This is a genomic window from Azospirillum sp. TSH20, from assembly GCF_003115935.1.
Classification (GTDB): Bacteria; Pseudomonadota; Alphaproteobacteria; order Azospirillales; family Azospirillaceae; genus Azospirillum.
In genome coordinates, this window is sequence record NZ_LGQU01000017.1 from 19,919 (window position 1) to 37,622 (window position 17,704).

11 protein-coding genes are annotated in these 17,704 nt (G+C 64.2%); 7 read left to right on the plus strand and 4 right to left on the minus strand.

The features are described 5' to 3' along the window. Positions 1-190: 190 nt before the first annotated feature. Positions 191-3,466, minus strand: coding sequence for a hypothetical protein (locus TSH20_RS04745; protein WP_109073658.1), 3,276 nt, complete (start codon positions 3,464-3,466; stop codon positions 191-193). A gap of 295 nt (positions 3,467-3,761) precedes the next feature. Here TSH20_RS04745 and TSH20_RS04750 point away from each other — a divergent pair, with 295 nt between their 5' ends. After that, positions 3,762-4,196, plus strand: coding sequence for a MarR family transcriptional regulator (locus TSH20_RS04750; protein WP_247871548.1), 435 nt, complete (start codon positions 3,762-3,764; stop codon positions 4,194-4,196). Here TSH20_RS04750 and TSH20_RS04755 read toward each other — a convergent pair. The 3 genes from TSH20_RS04755 to TSH20_RS04765 all read right to left on the minus strand — a co-directional run bounded on the left by TSH20_RS04755 (position 4,190) and on the right by TSH20_RS04765 (position 8,792). Beyond that, the gene (locus tag TSH20_RS04755; protein ID WP_158281949.1) at positions 4,190-4,561 is read right to left on the minus strand and encodes a response regulator; all 372 of its coding nucleotides are present in this window, start codon (positions 4,559-4,561) and stop codon (positions 4,190-4,192) included. The two genes, TSH20_RS04750 and TSH20_RS04755, sit on opposite strands and share 7 nt — an antisense overlap. A gap of 11 nt (positions 4,562-4,572) precedes the next feature. Next, positions 4,573-6,582: an ATP-binding protein gene (locus tag TSH20_RS04760; protein WP_109073661.1), complete on the minus strand. Its 2,010-nt coding sequence runs from the start codon at positions 6,580-6,582 to the stop codon at positions 4,573-4,575. Between the two features lie 242 nt (positions 6,583-6,824). Beyond that, the gene (locus TSH20_RS04765) at positions 6,825-8,792 is read right to left on the minus strand and encodes a tetratricopeptide repeat protein (protein ID WP_109073662.1); all 1,968 of its coding nucleotides are present in this window, start codon (positions 8,790-8,792) and stop codon (positions 6,825-6,827) included. Positions 8,793-9,159: 367 nt separating this feature from the next. Between TSH20_RS04765 and TSH20_RS04770 the strand changes: the two genes are divergently transcribed. Genes TSH20_RS04770 through TSH20_RS04795 form a run of 6 tightly spaced genes read left to right on the plus strand, consistent with a single transcriptional unit; the run spans position 9,160 to position 17,489 of the window. Beyond that, the gene (locus tag TSH20_RS04770) at positions 9,160-11,316 is read left to right on the plus strand and encodes a peptidase domain-containing ABC transporter (protein ID WP_109073668.1); all 2,157 of its coding nucleotides are present in this window, start codon (positions 9,160-9,162) and stop codon (positions 11,314-11,316) included. 11 nt (positions 11,317-11,327) lie between these two features. Next, positions 11,328-12,746: an HlyD family type I secretion periplasmic adaptor subunit gene (locus tag TSH20_RS04775; protein ID WP_247871549.1), complete on the plus strand. Its 1,419-nt coding sequence runs from the start codon at positions 11,328-11,330 to the stop codon at positions 12,744-12,746. A gap of 2 nt (positions 12,747-12,748) precedes the next feature. After that, a complete protein-coding gene (locus tag TSH20_RS04780) occupies positions 12,749-14,101 on the plus strand; it encodes an SEL1-like repeat protein (RefSeq protein WP_109073664.1) in 1,353 nt (450 codons plus the stop codon). 19 nt (positions 14,102-14,120) lie between these two features. Beyond that, on the plus strand, positions 14,121-16,400 hold the full coding sequence (locus TSH20_RS04785) for a glycosyltransferase family 2 protein (protein WP_109073665.1): 2,280 nt from the start codon (positions 14,121-14,123) through the stop codon (positions 16,398-16,400). Then, positions 16,397-17,191, plus strand: a complete 795-nt coding sequence (locus TSH20_RS04790) for a radical SAM protein (protein WP_109073666.1) — start codon at positions 16,397-16,399, stop codon at positions 17,189-17,191. The genes TSH20_RS04785 and TSH20_RS04790 overlap by 4 nt, the downstream gene beginning before the upstream one ends. Next, positions 17,184-17,489, plus strand: a complete 306-nt coding sequence (locus TSH20_RS04795; protein ID WP_109073667.1) for an SPASM domain-containing protein — start codon at positions 17,184-17,186, stop codon at positions 17,487-17,489. The genes TSH20_RS04790 and TSH20_RS04795 overlap by 8 nt, the downstream gene beginning before the upstream one ends. Positions 17,490-17,704 lie beyond the last annotated feature (215 nt).

Below are 17,704 nucleotides of genomic sequence, written 5' to 3' on the forward strand. Positions count from 1 at the left end.
CTCTGACCAGCATAGGATTTCCTTCTGCGAACCGGCAGCGCTCGGCACTATAGAGACCAGTGATCACTATATGCAACCCATTCCTCCCGCTGCCCGGCCGGGATCGGCGATCGGCCTCGCCATGGGACCGCTCCCTTTTTGCGGATGGGCCTTTGCAAGGAGAATGCGGGACGCGTGTCCTTGATCGGGCTTACCCGAACAGGGTCAGAATGGATTGCTGGCTTTTGCTGGCAAGGCTGAGACTGGTGGTGGCGAGTTGCTGGCGGGTTTGCAGCATCAGCATTGTGGTGCCCTCTTCGTTCTGGTCGGCCAGTGTCAGCTTGTTGGCGCCGTCGATGCAGATATCCGAAAGGCTTTTGCTGAAGACGTCCCGCGTGGTGATGATGTTGAGGGTGGTGCTCAGCCTTTGGGCGGCGCTGCGCAGCGTCGCCTGAGCTCTGTCGAGGCCGCTCATCGCCCGATCGATGTCGGTGCGGTCCATCCAGCCGTTTTGTGTCCGATCCAGCCGCAGCCCCTGCCCATCCGTCGTCAGGTTCTGGCTTTCGATCACAAGGCGATCAGACTGATCCGTGTTGAAGGCAACGGTGATGTCATTGGCATTGGACGGAGCGCTCACCTGCAGCGTGGTCACGACCGCGGCAGGACGGTCGGGGGTGTTGGCCGCGCGATAGGTGAAGCGCACCGTATCCTTCGGCTCCAGGGCGGGGGTGAACAGCCGGTATGTGTCGCGCCCGGTCCGGCCGGTGATGTCCAGACGTGCGGTGGCGCCGACGTTGGGCCCTGTGCCCTCCAGGGTGAAGGAAACGTCGCTTTGGCCGGTGTTCGGCACCTTGACCATCGAAAGACCGCCTTGATCGTCCATCAAGGAGGCGTAGCGCACTCCAGGACCGGCACTGTCAGGAGCATCGACCTGCACCGTCAACGCCGTCGAGCTGCCTTTGAAGCCGCTGATTTTGCGGTTATCGAGCGTGTCGAAGGAGGAAACCCCCATGCTGGTTTGCGGTTGCAAACCGGCCTTTTCGGTCAGCGGCGCGTCGATGCGGAACAGGGCGGTTCCGCCGACCGGAGCGTAGGGGTTGCTGGCGATGTCCACCTGTCCGGTGGCGCCGGCATTGGGACCGGACCCGCCCAGTTTGAACGCGACGCCGGCCTGGCCGGCATTCGGCACCCGGGTGGTGATCGTGGCGCCCATCCCGTCGCTGAAGGCAACGGTCTTGAAGCCGGGGGCTGCGCTGTCGTTGTCGCCGACGCTCACCGTCAATGTGTTGTGTTTCAAGGACCACCCTGCGAACTCCGACGCGGCGCCGCTGGAGAGGCCGACCGCTGCCGGGACCACGGACGGGTCGGTGTCCTTCACGATGGTCGGCGTGTCTGTGGCCAGATGAAACTCGTTGACGCCGCTGCCGGCTGAGAAATCCATGCGGATTGTGGCGCCAGCATTTTTGGACGCACTCGCCCCGTTTCCCAGCAAGGTGAGGGGCACATCGCTCTGGCCGGCGTTGGGAATGCTGGCGGATGCCGTTTCGGTCAGCGTGCCGTCCGGGGCGTAGCATTCGACCGTCACCGTCTTGGTTCCGCTCAGGGGATCGGGGATGCCGGTGATGACCTTCATGCGGGTGTTTTGCTGGATGCCGGAAAAGGCGGCATGGGTCTGATCGCTGATGGAGGCGACCTGGCCGATCCCGGTCATTGGATCGAAGCCGTCGATGGCGGGTGTCGGAAGGGTGCCGTCAGCCGCTGCGAGATAGGCCACCCGGACCGTGGGCGGGTTGGGGAAGCCCCGCGGATCGGAGGACACGTCCACCTTCATGCGGTCCATCACCCCGCCTTTGCCATTGATGCCGAAGCTGACAGCGCCGGACGTGAGGGTCCCGCCGGCATCGGGAACGGTTCCGCTTGCCAGGGCCGACCAGGTGACGCCATCGAGCGAGTGCTCGACCGCTACGGTCTTGTAGGTCCAGGCGTTGGGCGGGTTCGGGTCCTGGGCGCTGCCGAGCTGTCCTGTGGTCACACGGTAGTACTGGGTTCCCATCCCGGGCGTTCCTGAGACGGATGCCGCCGCCGCCGAGACATAGAGCGGTGTTTGGATGTTTTCCTGGTTGGTGTGGCTCAGCTTCGCCGGATCGATGTCCATGGTGGCGGTATGGCCGCCGCCAAAGTCGAAGGTTACTGGCCCCGGCTTGGTGGTGCGATCGATGAGGATGGGAGAGGATTGCCCGCCGGTGCTGCTGGTCAGCACCAGCGACAGGGCGGCTTCTCCAGCAGTTTCGTTGTTGAGGATCTTGAGCGTGTAATCGGCATCAACGGTCTGTCCGGTCACCGGGCCGACGGAGCCGACCGCCGGGGCCTGTCCGCCGCGGATCAACCCGGCCCGGTCCGGGAAGGCGGCCGCCTCCATCAGCTGTGCGGGGGCAACAGTCAGGCGAAGGGTCCCGCTGTCGAAGGGAAAGTCGTTCTCGCCAGCGGACAGCTTCCCGGCGCCACGCTGGTTTGCCGCGTCCCGCACCTCTGTGGCGCCGGTCATGCTGGTCGTCGTGATCCGAAGGTCGGTGTTGCGCTCGATCACCGATGTCCCGACTCCGCCGGACGGCTGCAGGGCGTCCATGGCATCAAGATCGATGGTGAATTTCACCTGAACGCCGGACGGAAAGACCTCATTGAAGCGCAGCGTTTCGTGACGGGCCTTGGCCGTTTCCCAAGCGTCGCGGGTGAAGGTCTGTGTCAGCGTCTGATCACCGCAGCTGATCTGGAAGGTCCGGTCGCGTCCAGGTGCACCGGTCACGCTGATCGTGACATCGTCGAGGGTCCCCCGCTGGCGCAGCATGAAGCCCGACACATCAAGATCGGAAATGCCGCGTTCGGCTTCGGCCCGTGCAACATCGGCCGCTTGACCGCTGATCGTGCTGTCGCCGCTCACCCGGACCTGATAGCTGTCGGGCGATATGACAGTGGTAACCCTGGTGTTGTCGATCCCGTTGATGGAATTCACCGCCATCCGGGAGGCAGGCGTGGCATCCAGGCGGTGACCATTTCCCGCCAGCAGGTTCCTGCCCCCATAGTCGCTGTCGCCGGCCAGCCTGTCGATCTGGTCGAGAAGCGCATCGAACTGCTTGGCGAGGGCGCCGCGGGTCATCACCGACGCAGGATCGCTGCCGAGCGCGGCAAAGGCGGCGGTGGTCAGCCCGCGGGCCTGCTGGACCAGCTCTTCCATATGGTCAATTGTCTTGGTGGCGCCGGTTGCCGCGCTCACCGCCTGTCCCATGGCATCTTTCAGCGACATCAGATCATTGGCGCGGTTGTTCAGTCCTTTTGCGGCAAAATAGGCAGGAGGGTTGTCCAACGCGTCAGCGACCCGCAACCCGGTTGCCAGATGCCGCTGGGTCAGTGCCATTTTGCCCTGCAGCCCCTGAAGCGTGAGGACAGTGCTGCGGATGCCACCGGAAAGCTGGACGTCTGCGAAACTCATGGCTGTTTTGTGTCCCTTGCACAGCGCACCGGCCGGGGGAGCGCACCTGCCGGTCTTTAGTGATCTGTGGTCACTATGCAGCCGCTATGCCAGAGACAACCCTGCCGCCAACAGGCTGATGGATCAGGAGGAACGTTCAATCACCCCGGCAATAAAGTGATCACTGTGCACTTTATTCCTGGAGCCGCCGGCAGATTGTTCCCATTGCGCAAGGCTGTCGGCTTTGCCAAGGTCACTGGACGCATGACAGGAAAAAGGCCCAATCGGCATGCCCCGACGCGTTCGAGTAAAAGGGGTGGCCAGTCTGCTTGAACAAGCCGCGCGGCTTATTCATGGGGCGGGGCACAGCGAAGGCCTCTATCCGGCACAGTGGACGGCATTGCGCTATTTTGCCGAGGCGACGCCACAGACGCGCACGGCGGCAGGGCTGATGCGCTACCAGAATATGGCGATGAGCCCGGTTGCACGAACGGTGCGGGCGCTGGTCGAGAAAGGGCTGGTGACGCGAAAGCCCAATCCACATGACGGGCGGTCTGATTTGATCGAACTGACGCCAAAGGGACAGGCGTTGTTGCGACGTGATCCGCGAAACGATCTGGAGGCCCTGCTCGCCAAGGTGACGCCGGACCATCTGGCATCACTGGCTTTTGCCTTACAGTCGGTCATTCAGGGCATGGTGAACACCGAGGCTGTGAATGACGCGGTGGACAGTCCTGAAAATGATCAATGAACCAGTAAGCTGCGCAGTTTGTCGGCCAGTTCGTCATTGTCGAACGGCTTGATGAACACGGCATCTGCCGCCCATGCGTCGGCCAGCGCAACCGAGAACTCAATTGATGCTTTGGGCGCTCCCCCAGAAATGGCAACAACGACCGGGCCATTTTCCATCGTCTTGATCGCTCTCAACAGCTCAAGCCCATCCGTTTTCGGCATCCAGACATCCGTAACCACGGCATCAAAACTGGCCTCGCTCATCCGCTCGAGAGCCTCCAAACCATTGCAGGCCTCGGTGACATGAAAGCCGTGCCGCTGGAGGGTGCTTGCGATAGAAAAGCGGACCTCTTCGACATCATCCACAAGAAGAATGCGACGCATCAAGACCCCTCTCATCTGTCGGACCCGGCCTCTGGCACGGTGATGGTGAAACACGTTCCTTTGCCAGGAGCGGTCTGCACGTCGATGGTTCCTCCCCAATCCTTAACGATGCCATAAACCACCGACAACCCCAATCCGGTGCCGCTTCCAATCGGTTTGGTGGTGAAGAAGGGTTCGAAGATCCGGGCGCGCACCGCCTCGTCCATACCGCTGCCATTGTCGGTGACGCTCAGACGGAAAGCCGCTGAGGCGGACGCCGCCTCGTCGCGGTCGAGGTCAACCATGATCGTTCCTCGTCCGTCTGTTGCCTGGGAGGCGTTCAGCAACAGGTTGGTCAGCACCTGCGACACCTCGGTGGCCGAGGCCAGGATCAGGCCGCCGGCATCGAGCCGGGTCTGGATTGCGAGGCTTGGCGGAAGGCTGCGCCGGTTGAAGTCGACGGCGGCAAGAATGGCATCGGCGAAATCCAACGCCACGCGCGGACCGCTCCCTTGGCGCGCGAATCCCAGAACCTTGCGCACGATCTCGGCGGCTTTTGCGCCGCAGGAGCGGATCATCCGCAGGTGAGGGCGTGCATCCTGCCCATCCTGCCTCCACAGATGCTCAGCCTCGGCCGCAAGGTTGATCATGGGGTGGAGCAGATTGTTGATCTCATGGGCAACGCCACCGGCCAGTTGGCCGAGCGCAACCAGCTTTTCCCGTTCCCGTTCCAGCCGCTCGCGGTTTCTCGTTGCCGCCACATCCTCATGAAGGACGAGATAGGAGACCATCCCGGGCTGGCTGTCCGGGATTGGCGCGAGGGTCAGGCGATCGTGGATCAGGCTGCCTTGCGCATCCTTGATGGTGACCTCGCAGTGGGAGCGCTCCATCTTGTCAACGACCCGATGAAGCTCCTCGACCTGCTGATGCGACCCAGGGGCCAGGAGGTCGAGAAGGCGGAGATGGTGCACCCTGTCGGGATCCTGCCCGACCATCCGGCAAAAGGCGTCATTGGCGAACACAATCGGCAAATCAGGAGCGGTGGCATCGACGATGGTGGTTCCAACAGGACTGGCGTGAACCGCAGCGGCCACTTCGCGGTGGCGCCGCTCGCTCACCCGCAATCCCTGCTCGGTGGCGGTCTGTTCGCTGATCGTGGCGCCGATCAGCAAGGCCGCGATGTCGATCATGATCAGCAGGACCTGCAATTGTGCAGGATCACCAACATGCCCAAGCGTTTTGAACAGCAAGACGGCGGTGATGTTCACCACGATGATGGCGGCGACCGCACTGCCAAACCCGACGCGCAGAACCATCGAGACGACGGGAAAGAGCACGACAAACCAGGCCTTGCCGTTGGTGCCGAGGGAGGCGTCGACGCAAAAGGCCAGGATGGCGAAGGCGATGATGGAGGCCACGCCCAAGGCAGTGGGCCCCGACATCTGCGGCACCCAGCCGCCGGCCCCTGCCAATGACCGTGTGCGAAGCCAAGAAAATAGGATGAGGAAAATTGGACCGGCAAGGAGAATTCCGGCTAGATCGCCAATCCAGAAGGAGATTAAGATATCAGCAAAAGTGGAATTTGCCCAATAACTTTGAAATATCAACCCTGCGATTGCCGATGAGAGGAAGGTCGATAAACAGGATATGGAGAGAAAAATTTTTACGTGGCGTTTGCTGATCAAGAAAGTATTGGGAAATATGAAGCGTCTTAACAGGAAGCCGGCAGATCCATATACAATGACATGCCGCAAGCCGCTGGAAATATCCAGAATGGTGAAACTGTTGTCATAGAGAAAGGCGCCGAGGATCACCGCGGGAAAATAGGACGGTCCGTACGCCGCGCAGAATGCCATGGTCAATCCCGGACCAGGATACCATGCACTCGCAGAATGAGCGATGTCGAAGACATGCGCTGTTTCATACAGAATGATCCAGAGGACAATATACAGTATAGCGGCCAAGGATGGCGGTGCAAATTTCTCGCAAGATCCACAGATGTTTCTAAGAATTGAAGGAGGTGTGCATCCAAAATTCACCATACCCCTCCTTGTCTGCTGTTTTTCTCAAACGGACATGTTCTGCGTTGCCGGACCGTCTGCACTGATCATCGTCTCCGCCACCTGGCGTATTGCGATTTCCATAGAGAATCGGAAGCGCCGTTTGGTACCTGCGGCACCGGCGCGCATGGACGCCATGCAGCACAGGTGCGGGGCTCTGCGGGAGGTGAGGGTTGTTCAGATGTGAGAGGACGTCGGCCGTGGCATTTCCCCGTTTGACGGCGTCACCCCAGGGGTGGCGCGCTGCTGGCCACCCAGTCCTGCCACATGGCGCGGTAGGCCGCTTCGACATCGCGGGCGAAGCCGGTGTAGTTGGTCAGCGGGGCGGCGTTCAGCCGGTCGCGCATGGTCCGGCGCAACCGGTCCAAGCGCTCTGGGTCGCCGGCAAGCGCGACCGCGGTGGCGATATAGCCCGCCTCGTCTGCAGCCACCAGCTCGCTCAAGCCGCAATGGGTCAGCAGGCTGGCGCCGACGCGGGCGACATGGCTGGCGCCCGTCCACGTCACCACCGGCACCCCCATCCACAAGGCCTCGCAGGTGGTGGTGGTGCCGTTGTAGGGGAAGGGATCCAGCCCGATGTCGATGCGGTCGTAGGCGCGCAGATGTCCGTCGGCGGCGTCGATGCGGGCCAGCAGCTCGACCCGGCCGGCGTCGATCCCGAACTGGACGAAGGTGTTGAGATAGCGCCGGCGTGTTTCTTCGTCGCCCATTTGGGCGCTCTTGACGATCAGGCGGGAGTTCGGCACCCGCTTCAGGATCTCCGACCACACCCGCACCACCTCGCCTGTCACCTTGGAGGTGTTGTTGAAGGAGCCGAAGGTGACATGGCCGTTGGCGCGCAGCGGCGGCGCGGCCGGCGGGGCGACGTCCACCGGCGGGCGGTAGCTGTGGAAGCCGTTGGGCAGACGGGCGATGCGCTCGGCGCTCAGCCGATCGGCCTCGCCCGGCGGTTCGGCGATGGCGTCGCTGAGGCGCCAGTCGATGGCGTGCATGCCGGTGGTGTTGGGATAGCCCAGCCACGTCACCTGCACCGGCGCCGGCTTGCGGGCGAACAGGGTCAGGCGGTTGTTGGCGGTGTGGCCGGTCAGATCGACCAGAATGTCGATGCCGTCCTGCTCGATCAGCGCCGCGGCGCGGGCGTCGTCCAGCCCGACCAGCGAGCGCCAGCCGTCGGCCAGCCCCTTCAGCCGTTCGGTGACCACGTCCGATCTTGCGGCGGCGTGATAGCAGATCACCTCGAAGAGCCCGCGGTCATGCTCGCGGATCAGCGGCTCGGCGAAGAAGGCGACGGAATGGGCGCAGAAGTCGGGCGAGACATAGCCGACGCGCAGGCGGCGCTGGGGGGCGCGCGGGTTGGCGTGGCGCTTGCCGGCGGGCAGCAGCGGGTCGGCATGGCGCTGCGCCCACGCCGCATGAGCCTTGAAAATGGTCTCAGGCGGGACGGCCGGGGTGTAGTGCAGGGCCAGCAGCAGGTTGGAATGCATCAGGGCGTGGGCGGGATGCGCTTCCAGCCCCTTCTGGAAGACGGTGATCGCCTCCTCGATGCGGCCCATTTCCTTCAGCGTTTCGCCCAGGTTGTTCCAGGCCTCGGCCGATTTCGGGTCCGCCTTCAGCGCGGCGACGAAGCACTCGACGGCCTTGCTGAGTTCGACCGCTCCCTTGTGCAGGTCGCCCAGGTTGCACAGCGCCGACGCCATGTCCGGCTTCAGGCGCAGCGCTTCGCTGTAGGCGGCCTTGGCCGCCCCGCGGTCGCCAAGGGTGCGCAGGATGTTGGCCAGGTTGAAATGGGCCTCGGCATAGTCGGGCTTCAGCCGGACGGCGGTGCGCAGCGCCGCTTCCGCCTCCGCGGGACGGCCCATGTCCAGCAGCAGACAGCCGTGGTTGCTGTGGACGAAGGGGTCGGTGGCGTTGCGGGCGAGCGCCCGGCGGTAGCAGCCGAGCGCCTCCTCCCAGTCGCCGCGGGCGCGCAGGATGATGGCGAGGTTGTTGTTGGCGTTGGGATGGCCCGGATCGGCGGCCAGCACGGCGCGGTATCCGGCCTCCGCCTCGGCGATCCGGCCCTCCCGGTGCAGGGTCAGCGCCCGGGCAAAGCCAGCATCTGCCGTTGAGGCCGCCGGCCCTGTGCTCCGCAGGAGGGGGGGCGGACTGACTGGGCGCTTGGCCTTGGCCTGCTTGCGTGAAGGCTTTTTCATCGGGCTGCCCGCTTGGCTTTTTGGTCTTCGTCGGCAGAAGGGCCGTCACTGGTCGATAGCAACGACCGTGCGTTGTCCGCAAGCGGCATCTCACCCTAAGAGTGGGATGTGCTGAAACAGACACAGGGGGGTGGGGACATATGATGGATGGCGGATGCCTCTGGGACAGATGGCTTGCCGCTGTTGGGCCTCTTCTGCTATCTCAACGGAATCGCGTGGATATCCATCGCCTGCAAGTGGCGGGCATAAACCATGCTTCGTCGCGCCCCGGGATCCTAAGGAGCGCATGGTCGATCGAGACCGGGTGACCGAACGGTATGAAGACCTTGCTTTCGCGACGCATTTCCCATCCTTTACGGCGGTTCCCATGACCCTCGCTGCGGAAGTCCCCTGCGCCCACACCGGGCTGCATTCCCTGGCCGTCGTCGCGCGTCAGCGCGGCCTCGACGTCTCGGCCGAGCGGCTTCAGCACAGCAATGTCATTGGCAACGAGGAGCTGGACACCGCCCGTCTGCTGCGGGTGGCCAAGTCGATCGGCCTGAAGGCCGAAGCGACGACGCTGGAGTGGGAGGATCTGGGCAAGCTCCAGGACGCCTTTCCCGCCATCTTGCGCCTGCGCAACGGCAATTCGATGGTGGTGGTCGGCTTCGGCAAGCAGGGCGACACCGACGTCGCCATCCTGCAGGATCCGCTGGCCGGCCAGGAACTGATCCTGCCGGTCGACCGCATCCGCCTGAGCCAGGCCTGGGCTGGCGAGGTGGTGCTGCTGAAGCGTGACTTCGCCCTGACCGACGCCGAGCAGCCCTTCGGCATTAAGTGGTTCCTGGTGGAGATCCTGCGCCACAAGCGCATCTTCCGCGACATCGGCATCGCGGCGATCCTGATGAGCCTGTTCGCGCTCGCCGTGCCGATCTTCTTCCAGCTGGTGATCGACCGCGTGCTGGTCCACCGCAGCCTGGGCACGCTGGGCGTGCTGATGATCGGCATGGTCGGCGTCATCCTGTTCGAGGCGGCCTTCTCCTATCTGCGCCAGTACCTGATGCTCTACGCGACGAAGAAGATCGACGCGAAGATGAACGTTCAGGTCTTCAACAAGCTCGTCGGCCTGCCGATGCATTATTTCGAGCGGGTGTCCTCGGGCGAGATCGTCAAGAATGCCCAGCAGGCGGAGCGCATCCGCAACTTCCTCACCGGCCAGCTCTTCATGACGCTGCTGGACACGGTGTCGCTGGTCATCTTCCTGCCGATCATGTTCATGTACAGCGTGCCGCTGACTTTCCTGGTCCTGGCCTTCTCTGTGCTGATGGCGATCAACATCGGCATCATGATCCCGCTGATCAAAGGCCGGCTGAAGGATCTCTATCAGGCCGAGGTGCGCCAGCAGTCCTTCCTGATCGAGAACATCCACGGCATGCGCACGGTGAAGTCGCTGGCGCTCGACGGCCGCCAAAAGCTGGAATGGGACCACCGCGTCGCCCGCGCCGCCGAACAGCGTTTCGACGTCGGCCGCATCATGATCATCGGCCAGACCATCGCCCAGCCGCTCAACCAGCTGATGATGGCCTGCCTGCTGGGCTTGGGCACCTATCTGGCGCTGAACGGCGACATGATGATGGGTGCCCTGATCGCCTTTTATATCCTGGCTGGCCGCGTCACCCAGCCGCTTTTGCAGATGGCCCAGCTGGTGCAGCAGTTCCAGGAGGTGTCGATCTCGGTCCAGATGCTGGGCACGATCATGAACCATGCGCCCGAAGAGGGCCGCACCGGCCGGGGTCTGCGCACGCCCTTGCGCGGCACGGTGGAGTTCCAGGAGGTCCGCTTCCGCTACTCCGCCTCGGCGCAGCCGGCGCTCGACGGCGTGTCCTTCACCGCGTCCGAAGGCACCATCCTCGGCGTGATGGGCCGCTCCGGTTCAGGCAAGACCACTGTGACCAGGCTGCTGCAGGGGCTGCACCGGGCGCAGGAAGGCCTGATCCGCATCGACGGCCGCGATTTGCGCGAATACGACCTCGACCATCTGCGCGCCTCGATCGGCGTCGTGCTGCAGGACAATTTCCTGTTTACCGGCACCATCCGCGAGAACGTCTCCGCCGCCAAGCCGGGGGCGACGACCGAGGAGATCCTGAAGGTCATCCAGCTGGCCGGCGCCGACGAGTTCGTCGAGCGGCTGCCCAAGGGCCTGGACACCATGCTGGAGGAAGGCTCGTCCAACCTGTCCGGCGGCCAGCGCCAGCGTCTGGCCATTGCGCGCGCGCTCCTGACCAACCCGAAGATCCTGATCATGGACGAGGCGACCTCGGCGCTCGATGCCGAGAGCGAGGCGATCGTCCAGGCCAACCTGATGAACATCGCCCGCGGCCGCACCATGATCATCATCTCGCACCGCCTGTCGTCGCTGGTGCCGTCCGACACCATTCTGGTGATGGACCGCGGCAAGGTGGTCGACAGCGGCCGCCATGACGAACTGCTGGAGCGCTGCGACATCTATCAGCATCTCTGGCACCAGCAGAACCGGCACATCTAGGAGCGCGTCCCGTGACCGCACAGAAGCTTGCGAAAATTGAGACGGCGCGTGTTCCTGCCAACGATGCCGCACCGCGCACGCCGGCCTCCCCGCTCGACAAGCGCGCCAAGGCGCGTGGGAAGGCGGCGATCGGTGCCTTCCAGAAGGACACGGAGGCGATCCAGAACGCCCCCGATCCCTTCCTGGCGCGCGTCACGCTGCATCTGCTGGGGCTGTTCGTCATCGGGGCGATTACCTGGGCGTCCTTGTCCTATCTGGACAAGATCGTCGCTTCCCAGGGCAAGATCGTCTCGACGGAAGCCAATGTGATGGTGCAGCCGCTGGAGATGGCGGCGATCAAGCAGGTGCTGGTCCACGCCGGCGATGTCGTCCATCAGGGCCAGGTGCTGGCGACGCTGGACCCGACCTTCACCCAAGCCGACGTCCTGCAGCTGGAATCCCGCCTCGCCAACGCCGACGCCATGATCGCCCGGCTGGAGGCCGAGCATGACGGCAAGGCCTTCGTGCCGAGCGCGGACCGCTATGGTTATGGCACGCTGCAGCAGGCGCTGTGGCGGGAGCGCCAGGCGCAGTACCAGTCGCAGATGCAGAATTACGAGGAAAAGCTCGCGCGCCTGCAGTCCAACGTCACCAAGTACGAGATGGACCGCGTCCATCTGAACGAGCGGCTGAAGGTGGTGCGTGAGATCGAGACCATGCGCTCCACGCTGCTGGCGACGCAAGTCGGCAGCAAGCTGAACCTGCTGCAGGCCACCAGCGACCGCATCGACATCGAGCGCAATCTGGTCCTGAACCAGAACGAGCTGCAGGGCAACCGCCACGATCTGCAGGCCCTGTTGGCCGAGCGTGACGTCTTCATCCAGCAGTGGAACGGCAAAATCATCGAGGAGCTGACCACCCAGAGCAACGAGCGCGAGGCCCTGCGCGAGCAGCTGACCAAGGCGCGCAAGCGCCAGGCGCTGGTCCAGCTCGACGCGCCGGTCGACGCCATCGTGCTGGAGGTCTCGCCCAAGGCCGCCCCCGGCTCGATCGCCAAGGAGGCCGAGCCGCTCTTCACCCTGGTGCCGGTCGGAGCTCCCCTGGAAGTCGAAGCCAACATCGATGCCCGCGACCTGGCCTTCGTCCAGGTCGGCGACAAGGTGCGGGTCAAGCTCGACGCCTACCCCTACATGCAGCACGGCTCGCTGGAGGGTGAGGTGGCGACGATCAGCGAGGATTCCTTCTCCAACAAGGACAGTGCGAACGGAATGCTCTTCTACCGGGCGCGGATCAAGCTGCTGACCACCACACTGGACAATGTGCCGTCCAACTTCCGCCTGATCCCGGGCATGCCGCTGACCGCCGACATCAAGGTCGGCGAACGCCGGATCATCACCTATTTCCTGCGTCCCATCCTGCGCGGGTTCGACGAAAGCCTGCGGGAGCCCTGATCGTGTTCGGTAAGCTGCTGAAGCGCAACAAATCCACCCCGTCCCGCAAGCCGGACTTCCAGCGTGGCCTCGCCGCCTTCGAGGCGGAGGACCATGCCGGCGCCGTGGCCAACTGGATGCCGCTGGCCGAACGCGGTCATGCCGAGGCGCAGTTCCGGATGGGACAGCTCTATGCCCGCGGCCAGGGGGTGGTGCGCGATTTCGGCGACGCCGCCCACTGGTTCCGCAAGGCGGCCGAGCAGGGCCACACGGAAGCGCAGTTCTCCCTCGCCCTGTGCTACGCCAACGGCGAAGGGGCGGCGCAGGACAACGCCCTGCCGGTGCGCTGGTACAAGACGGTGTCCAAGTCCAGCCCGCCGACGGCCGAGGCGAACCTGGCGCTGCTCTATCCCAACGGGCTGGGGATTGCGCCGGACATCGCCCAGGCGCTCCACTGGTACCGACTGGCTGCCGAGGCCGGCCATGCCGAGGCACAGCACCACATGGGTCTGCTCCATGCCTTCGGTCAGGGGGTGCAGCAGGACCTTGCCGCCGCCGCCGACTGGTACCGGCGCTCGGCCGAGAACGGCTATGCAATGGCCCAGCATGCGCTGGCCTCGCTCTATGCCAACGGCCAGGGGGTGGAGCGCGACATCGCCCAGGCGGTCGCTTGGTATGGCCGTGCCGCCGACCAGGGCTTTGCCAACGCCCAGCTGGCGCTCGCCATCATCTATGAGCACGGCACCGGGGTGGAGGCCGATCCGGTCCGCGCGGCGGAGTTCTACCGTCAGGCAGCGGAGCAGGGCCACCCGGTGGCGCAGGTCAATCTGGGCCTGCTCTATGCCCGCGGCCACGGCGTGCCCCAGGATTACCGCGAAACTTTGAAATGGTGCCGTCTGTCGGCCGAGAAGGGCAATGTCAACGCCCAGTTCAACCTGGGTCTGATCCATTCCAACGGGCTGGCGGGGGCTCCTGATTATGCCGAAGCGGCGGTGTGGTACCGCAAGGCGGCGATGCAGGGCAATGTCGGCGCCCAGGTCAATCTGGGGCTGATGCTGATCCATGGCTGGGGCGGCCGGCCCGAACTGGTCGAAGGGGTGGACTGGCTGCGCAAGGCGGCCGCCCAAGGCCACACCGGCGCAATGTCAAATCTGGGGGCACTCTACGCCAATCCCGACAGCAAGGCCCACAACCCGCTCCAGGGCTATGTCTGGTATATCATGGCCGCCGCCGGGACCCAGCCCGGACCCGAGCGCGACGGGCTGGAAGCCAAGGCCCATGAACTTGGCACTCAGCTGAGCAGTGAGGACCGCCACAAGGCCCAGGTCATTATGGAGGAGTGGAAGAAGAACCCGAAGCTGGTGGCGACCGGCTGATCCGGACACGAGGGTCGTCTTGGCAGTCCAGGGCAAATTCGAGGCGATTGAGCGGATCCCCGGCATCGGCTGGGTCGCCAAGGGCTGGGCCGTCGATGCGGAAGCGCCGGACGAGCCGGTGCGTCTCGTCCTCACCTCTGAGAAGGGCGTTCTGGGCGAGTTCCAGGCCGATCTGTTCCGCCCCGAGCTGGCGGCTGCGGGGGGGAGTTCCGGCCGGCATGGCTTTGCGGTCAAGCTGCCCGGGGAGCTGCTGAATGGCCGTCCGCACCTGATCCGCATCCTTGTGAGAAAGGACGGAACGGCCCTCACCCGCGATGGGGACGAGATATTCTTTCCGCAGCATCTCCATGGCCAGATCGACAGCGTCGAGCATGGGGCGCTGTGCGGCTGGGTGTTTGATGAGCATGCTCCCGACCGCCTTTCCCTTCTCGAGATCGAGATCGACGGCGAACATGCTGCCATGGTGCGCTGCGATCAGCCCCGACCGGATTTGGCACAACATCTTGCGAGCCGTGGCCGCCATGGCTTCCGTTTTCCCCTGCCGGCCTCGTTGTTCGACAACCGCCCCCATCGGATCGCGGTCCGCTTCGCCAACACCGACCGGCAGCTCGTCGGCAGCCCGGTGGAGATCCGGCTTCCGGCGGAGCTGCTGACCACGCGGCGGCGCCTGCTCGACCAGCTGGCGACGGAGCGCGGTGTGGCCTTAGAGGAGGGGCTGGCGGCTTTGGTGGCTGAGCCGCTGAACCGGCTGAATGATCCAGCGGCCTACCGCGCATGGCTGGAGCATCATGAGGCGGCAATCGCGGCAGCCCTTGCCGCTGTCGGCGGGCAGGTCAAAACGCCGACCGTGGCGGTGATCCCGCTGCCGGGTCCGGAGGTTGGCGTGGCCGATTTCGCGGCGACGGTGGCCGGCAGTGCCGCCGATGCCGTGGTCTTCTTGGGGCCCGACACTCAACTCCATCCGGCCTTCCTCCCCCTGGCCCAGGCTGCTCTGGCCGAGGATGGGGTCAGCCTGGTCTACAGCGATGAGGACAGCCAAGGCGCCGATGGCGGGCGGGTTCAGCCGCACTTCAAGCCCGGCTGGGATCCCGACCGCTACCAAGCGTTCCCCTATGTCGGCTTTGCCTGCGCCATCGCCCGCGACTGCCTGAGCCAAGCGATTGCTTTGGTGTCTGAGGTGGACACACCGGTCGACGCCTGGGCCTGGGCTGACGCCGTGGTAGACACCGCGCTACTGTCGGTGGCGCCGGAACGGATCAGGCATCTGCCCTTCGTGCTGTATCACCGCGGGCTCAGGTCTGCGGTGCGCCTGCCGAGGGGCGGGACGAAGCGGGCGGCTCGGGTCCAGGCTCATCTGGATCGGATCGGCGCCCCGGCCGATGCCGAAAGGGATGGGGAGGCGCGTGTGCGGGTGCGGTGGCGGCTGCCGACCGCCCCGTCTCCGGTGACCCTCATCATTCCGACGCGCGACCGGGTCGACCTGCTCAAGGCCTGCCTGGAGAGCGTGCTGTCCAAGACCACCTACCCGCGCTACGACATCGTCATCATCGACAATGACAGCCGGGAGCCGGCGACGCTGGCCTATCTGGAGGGCTTGGCCCGACAACCCGGCGTCTGGGTCCGGCGCTGGCCGCAGCCGTTCAACTATGCGGCCATGCACAACGCAGTGGTCGAGGAGATCTCAAGCCCCTATGTGGCGCTGCTCAACAACGACGTCGAGGTGATCACGCCGGAGTGGCTGGAGGAGATGATGGGCCACGCTATCCGCCCGGAGGTCGGGGCGGTCGGCGCCAAGCTGCTCTACCCGGACGGCATGATCCAGCATGGCGGGGTTCTCGTCGGCCAGCATGGGGCGGCCGATGCCGCCCAGCGGGCCTTCTCGCGCGATGAGGACGGTTATTTCCATTCGGCGATGGTGGTGCAGGCTGTTTCGGCGGTCACCGCCGCCTGCATGGTGTGCCGGCGGGATGAGTATCTGGCGGTTGGCGGCATGGACGCCGAGCGCTTCTCCGTCGCCTTCAACGATGTGGACTTCTGCCTGAAACTGCGGGCGCGTGGCCGGCGCATCCTGTGGACGCCGCATGCGCTGCTTTACCATCACGAGTCGGCAACCCGGCAGACCAGCCGCTCGCCTGAGGCGCAGGCGCATGAACAGCAGGAAGTGGCCACTCTTCGTGCCAAGTGGCAGACGGACTGCTTCATCGATCCTTTCTACAGCCCCAACCTAACGCGCGGCCTGCAGACGCATGTCGACTTCACCTGGCCGCTACCCCCTGACCCTGCACTGGAGCGGGCATGAGCAAAGACTCACTGATGACAGCGGAGGGGCTCGATCTTCTTGCTCCGGGGCCGTTGCGCGATGTTCGCGTTGACCTGACAACACGCTGCAACCTGCGCTGTGTCTACTGCGCCGTCTCCCAGCCCTTCTACAAGGGCGAGGACATGGAGCCGGTGATCCTGAACCGGCTCATGACGGAGTTGCCCGGGTTCGTGGGCAACGCCGTTGTCGCCGTCAATGGCCATGGCGAGACGACAGCGATGGCGGGGTGGGGCGAATTCTGCCGGGGGCTGCTTGAGGCCGGATTGAAGCTGACCATCATCACCAACTTGGCGCGGCATTACACGGATGAGGAGCTTGAGACGCTTGCCCGTTTCCACACGGTTCAGATCAGCATCGACACCTTCAAGCCGGACCTGCTGAAGGCGCTGCGCCGGAAAGCCAGTGTAACGCTGATCAAGGAGAACATCGCCGGCATCCGCCAGGCGGCTGGGCATTTGGGTCTGCCTGAGCCGGTGCTGGCGCTCAGCTGTGGCTTGTATGATCTCAACACCCCGGACATCGGGCATCTTGCCGAGGAAGCCATCAATCTCGGCGTCAAGGGGGTCACCTTCTGGAATCTCGTGAAGTATCCTGATCTTCCCGATGTCGACAATGTCACTCCTCTCGATGCCTTGAGTGTCGAGGCTTTGGTTCCGCGCTTGCAGTCCATCCGGAGCACGCTTGATGTACTGAAACGCGCCGGGGTCGGCATAGTCGTTGCCGGTAATTTCCTCACTCCCCTGATGCAGAGGGCGGGCCTCCATGACTGAGATCGATACCATCCGTGATCTGCCGGAGGGCATGACCCGCTTCTGCCTCGATCCCTGGCAATATGTGGAGTTCCAGACCAATGGCGCCGTGACGCCATGTTGCAACCGGCCAGCGATCGGCACGCTCGGCACGCAGTCGCTGGAGGACATCCTCAATGGCGAGGCGGCGCGCCGTCTGCGTGCGGATCTTCTAAACGGGAAGCCTGACCAACATTGCCGCCGTTGCCACATCCGTGCACCGGCGCAGCCAAATGAGCTGCACCAGTCTATTGCTGAACTGCTGGCCCATGCTAAGTGATGTTTGCCAGATTACTGGTACACATACGGAGGACGGAAAGATCAACGGCATGACAGTTTTTGCCAAAGCTTTTGCGGACACTCAAAGAGCAGTTGCTGACTTGCCAGGCCGGCCGATGGAGCTGTAAGTGAAGCCGGCCTTCGCCATGTCCTCGGGGTTGTAGATGTTGCGCAGGTCGATCATCACCGGCCGCTTCAGCATCGACTTGACCCGAC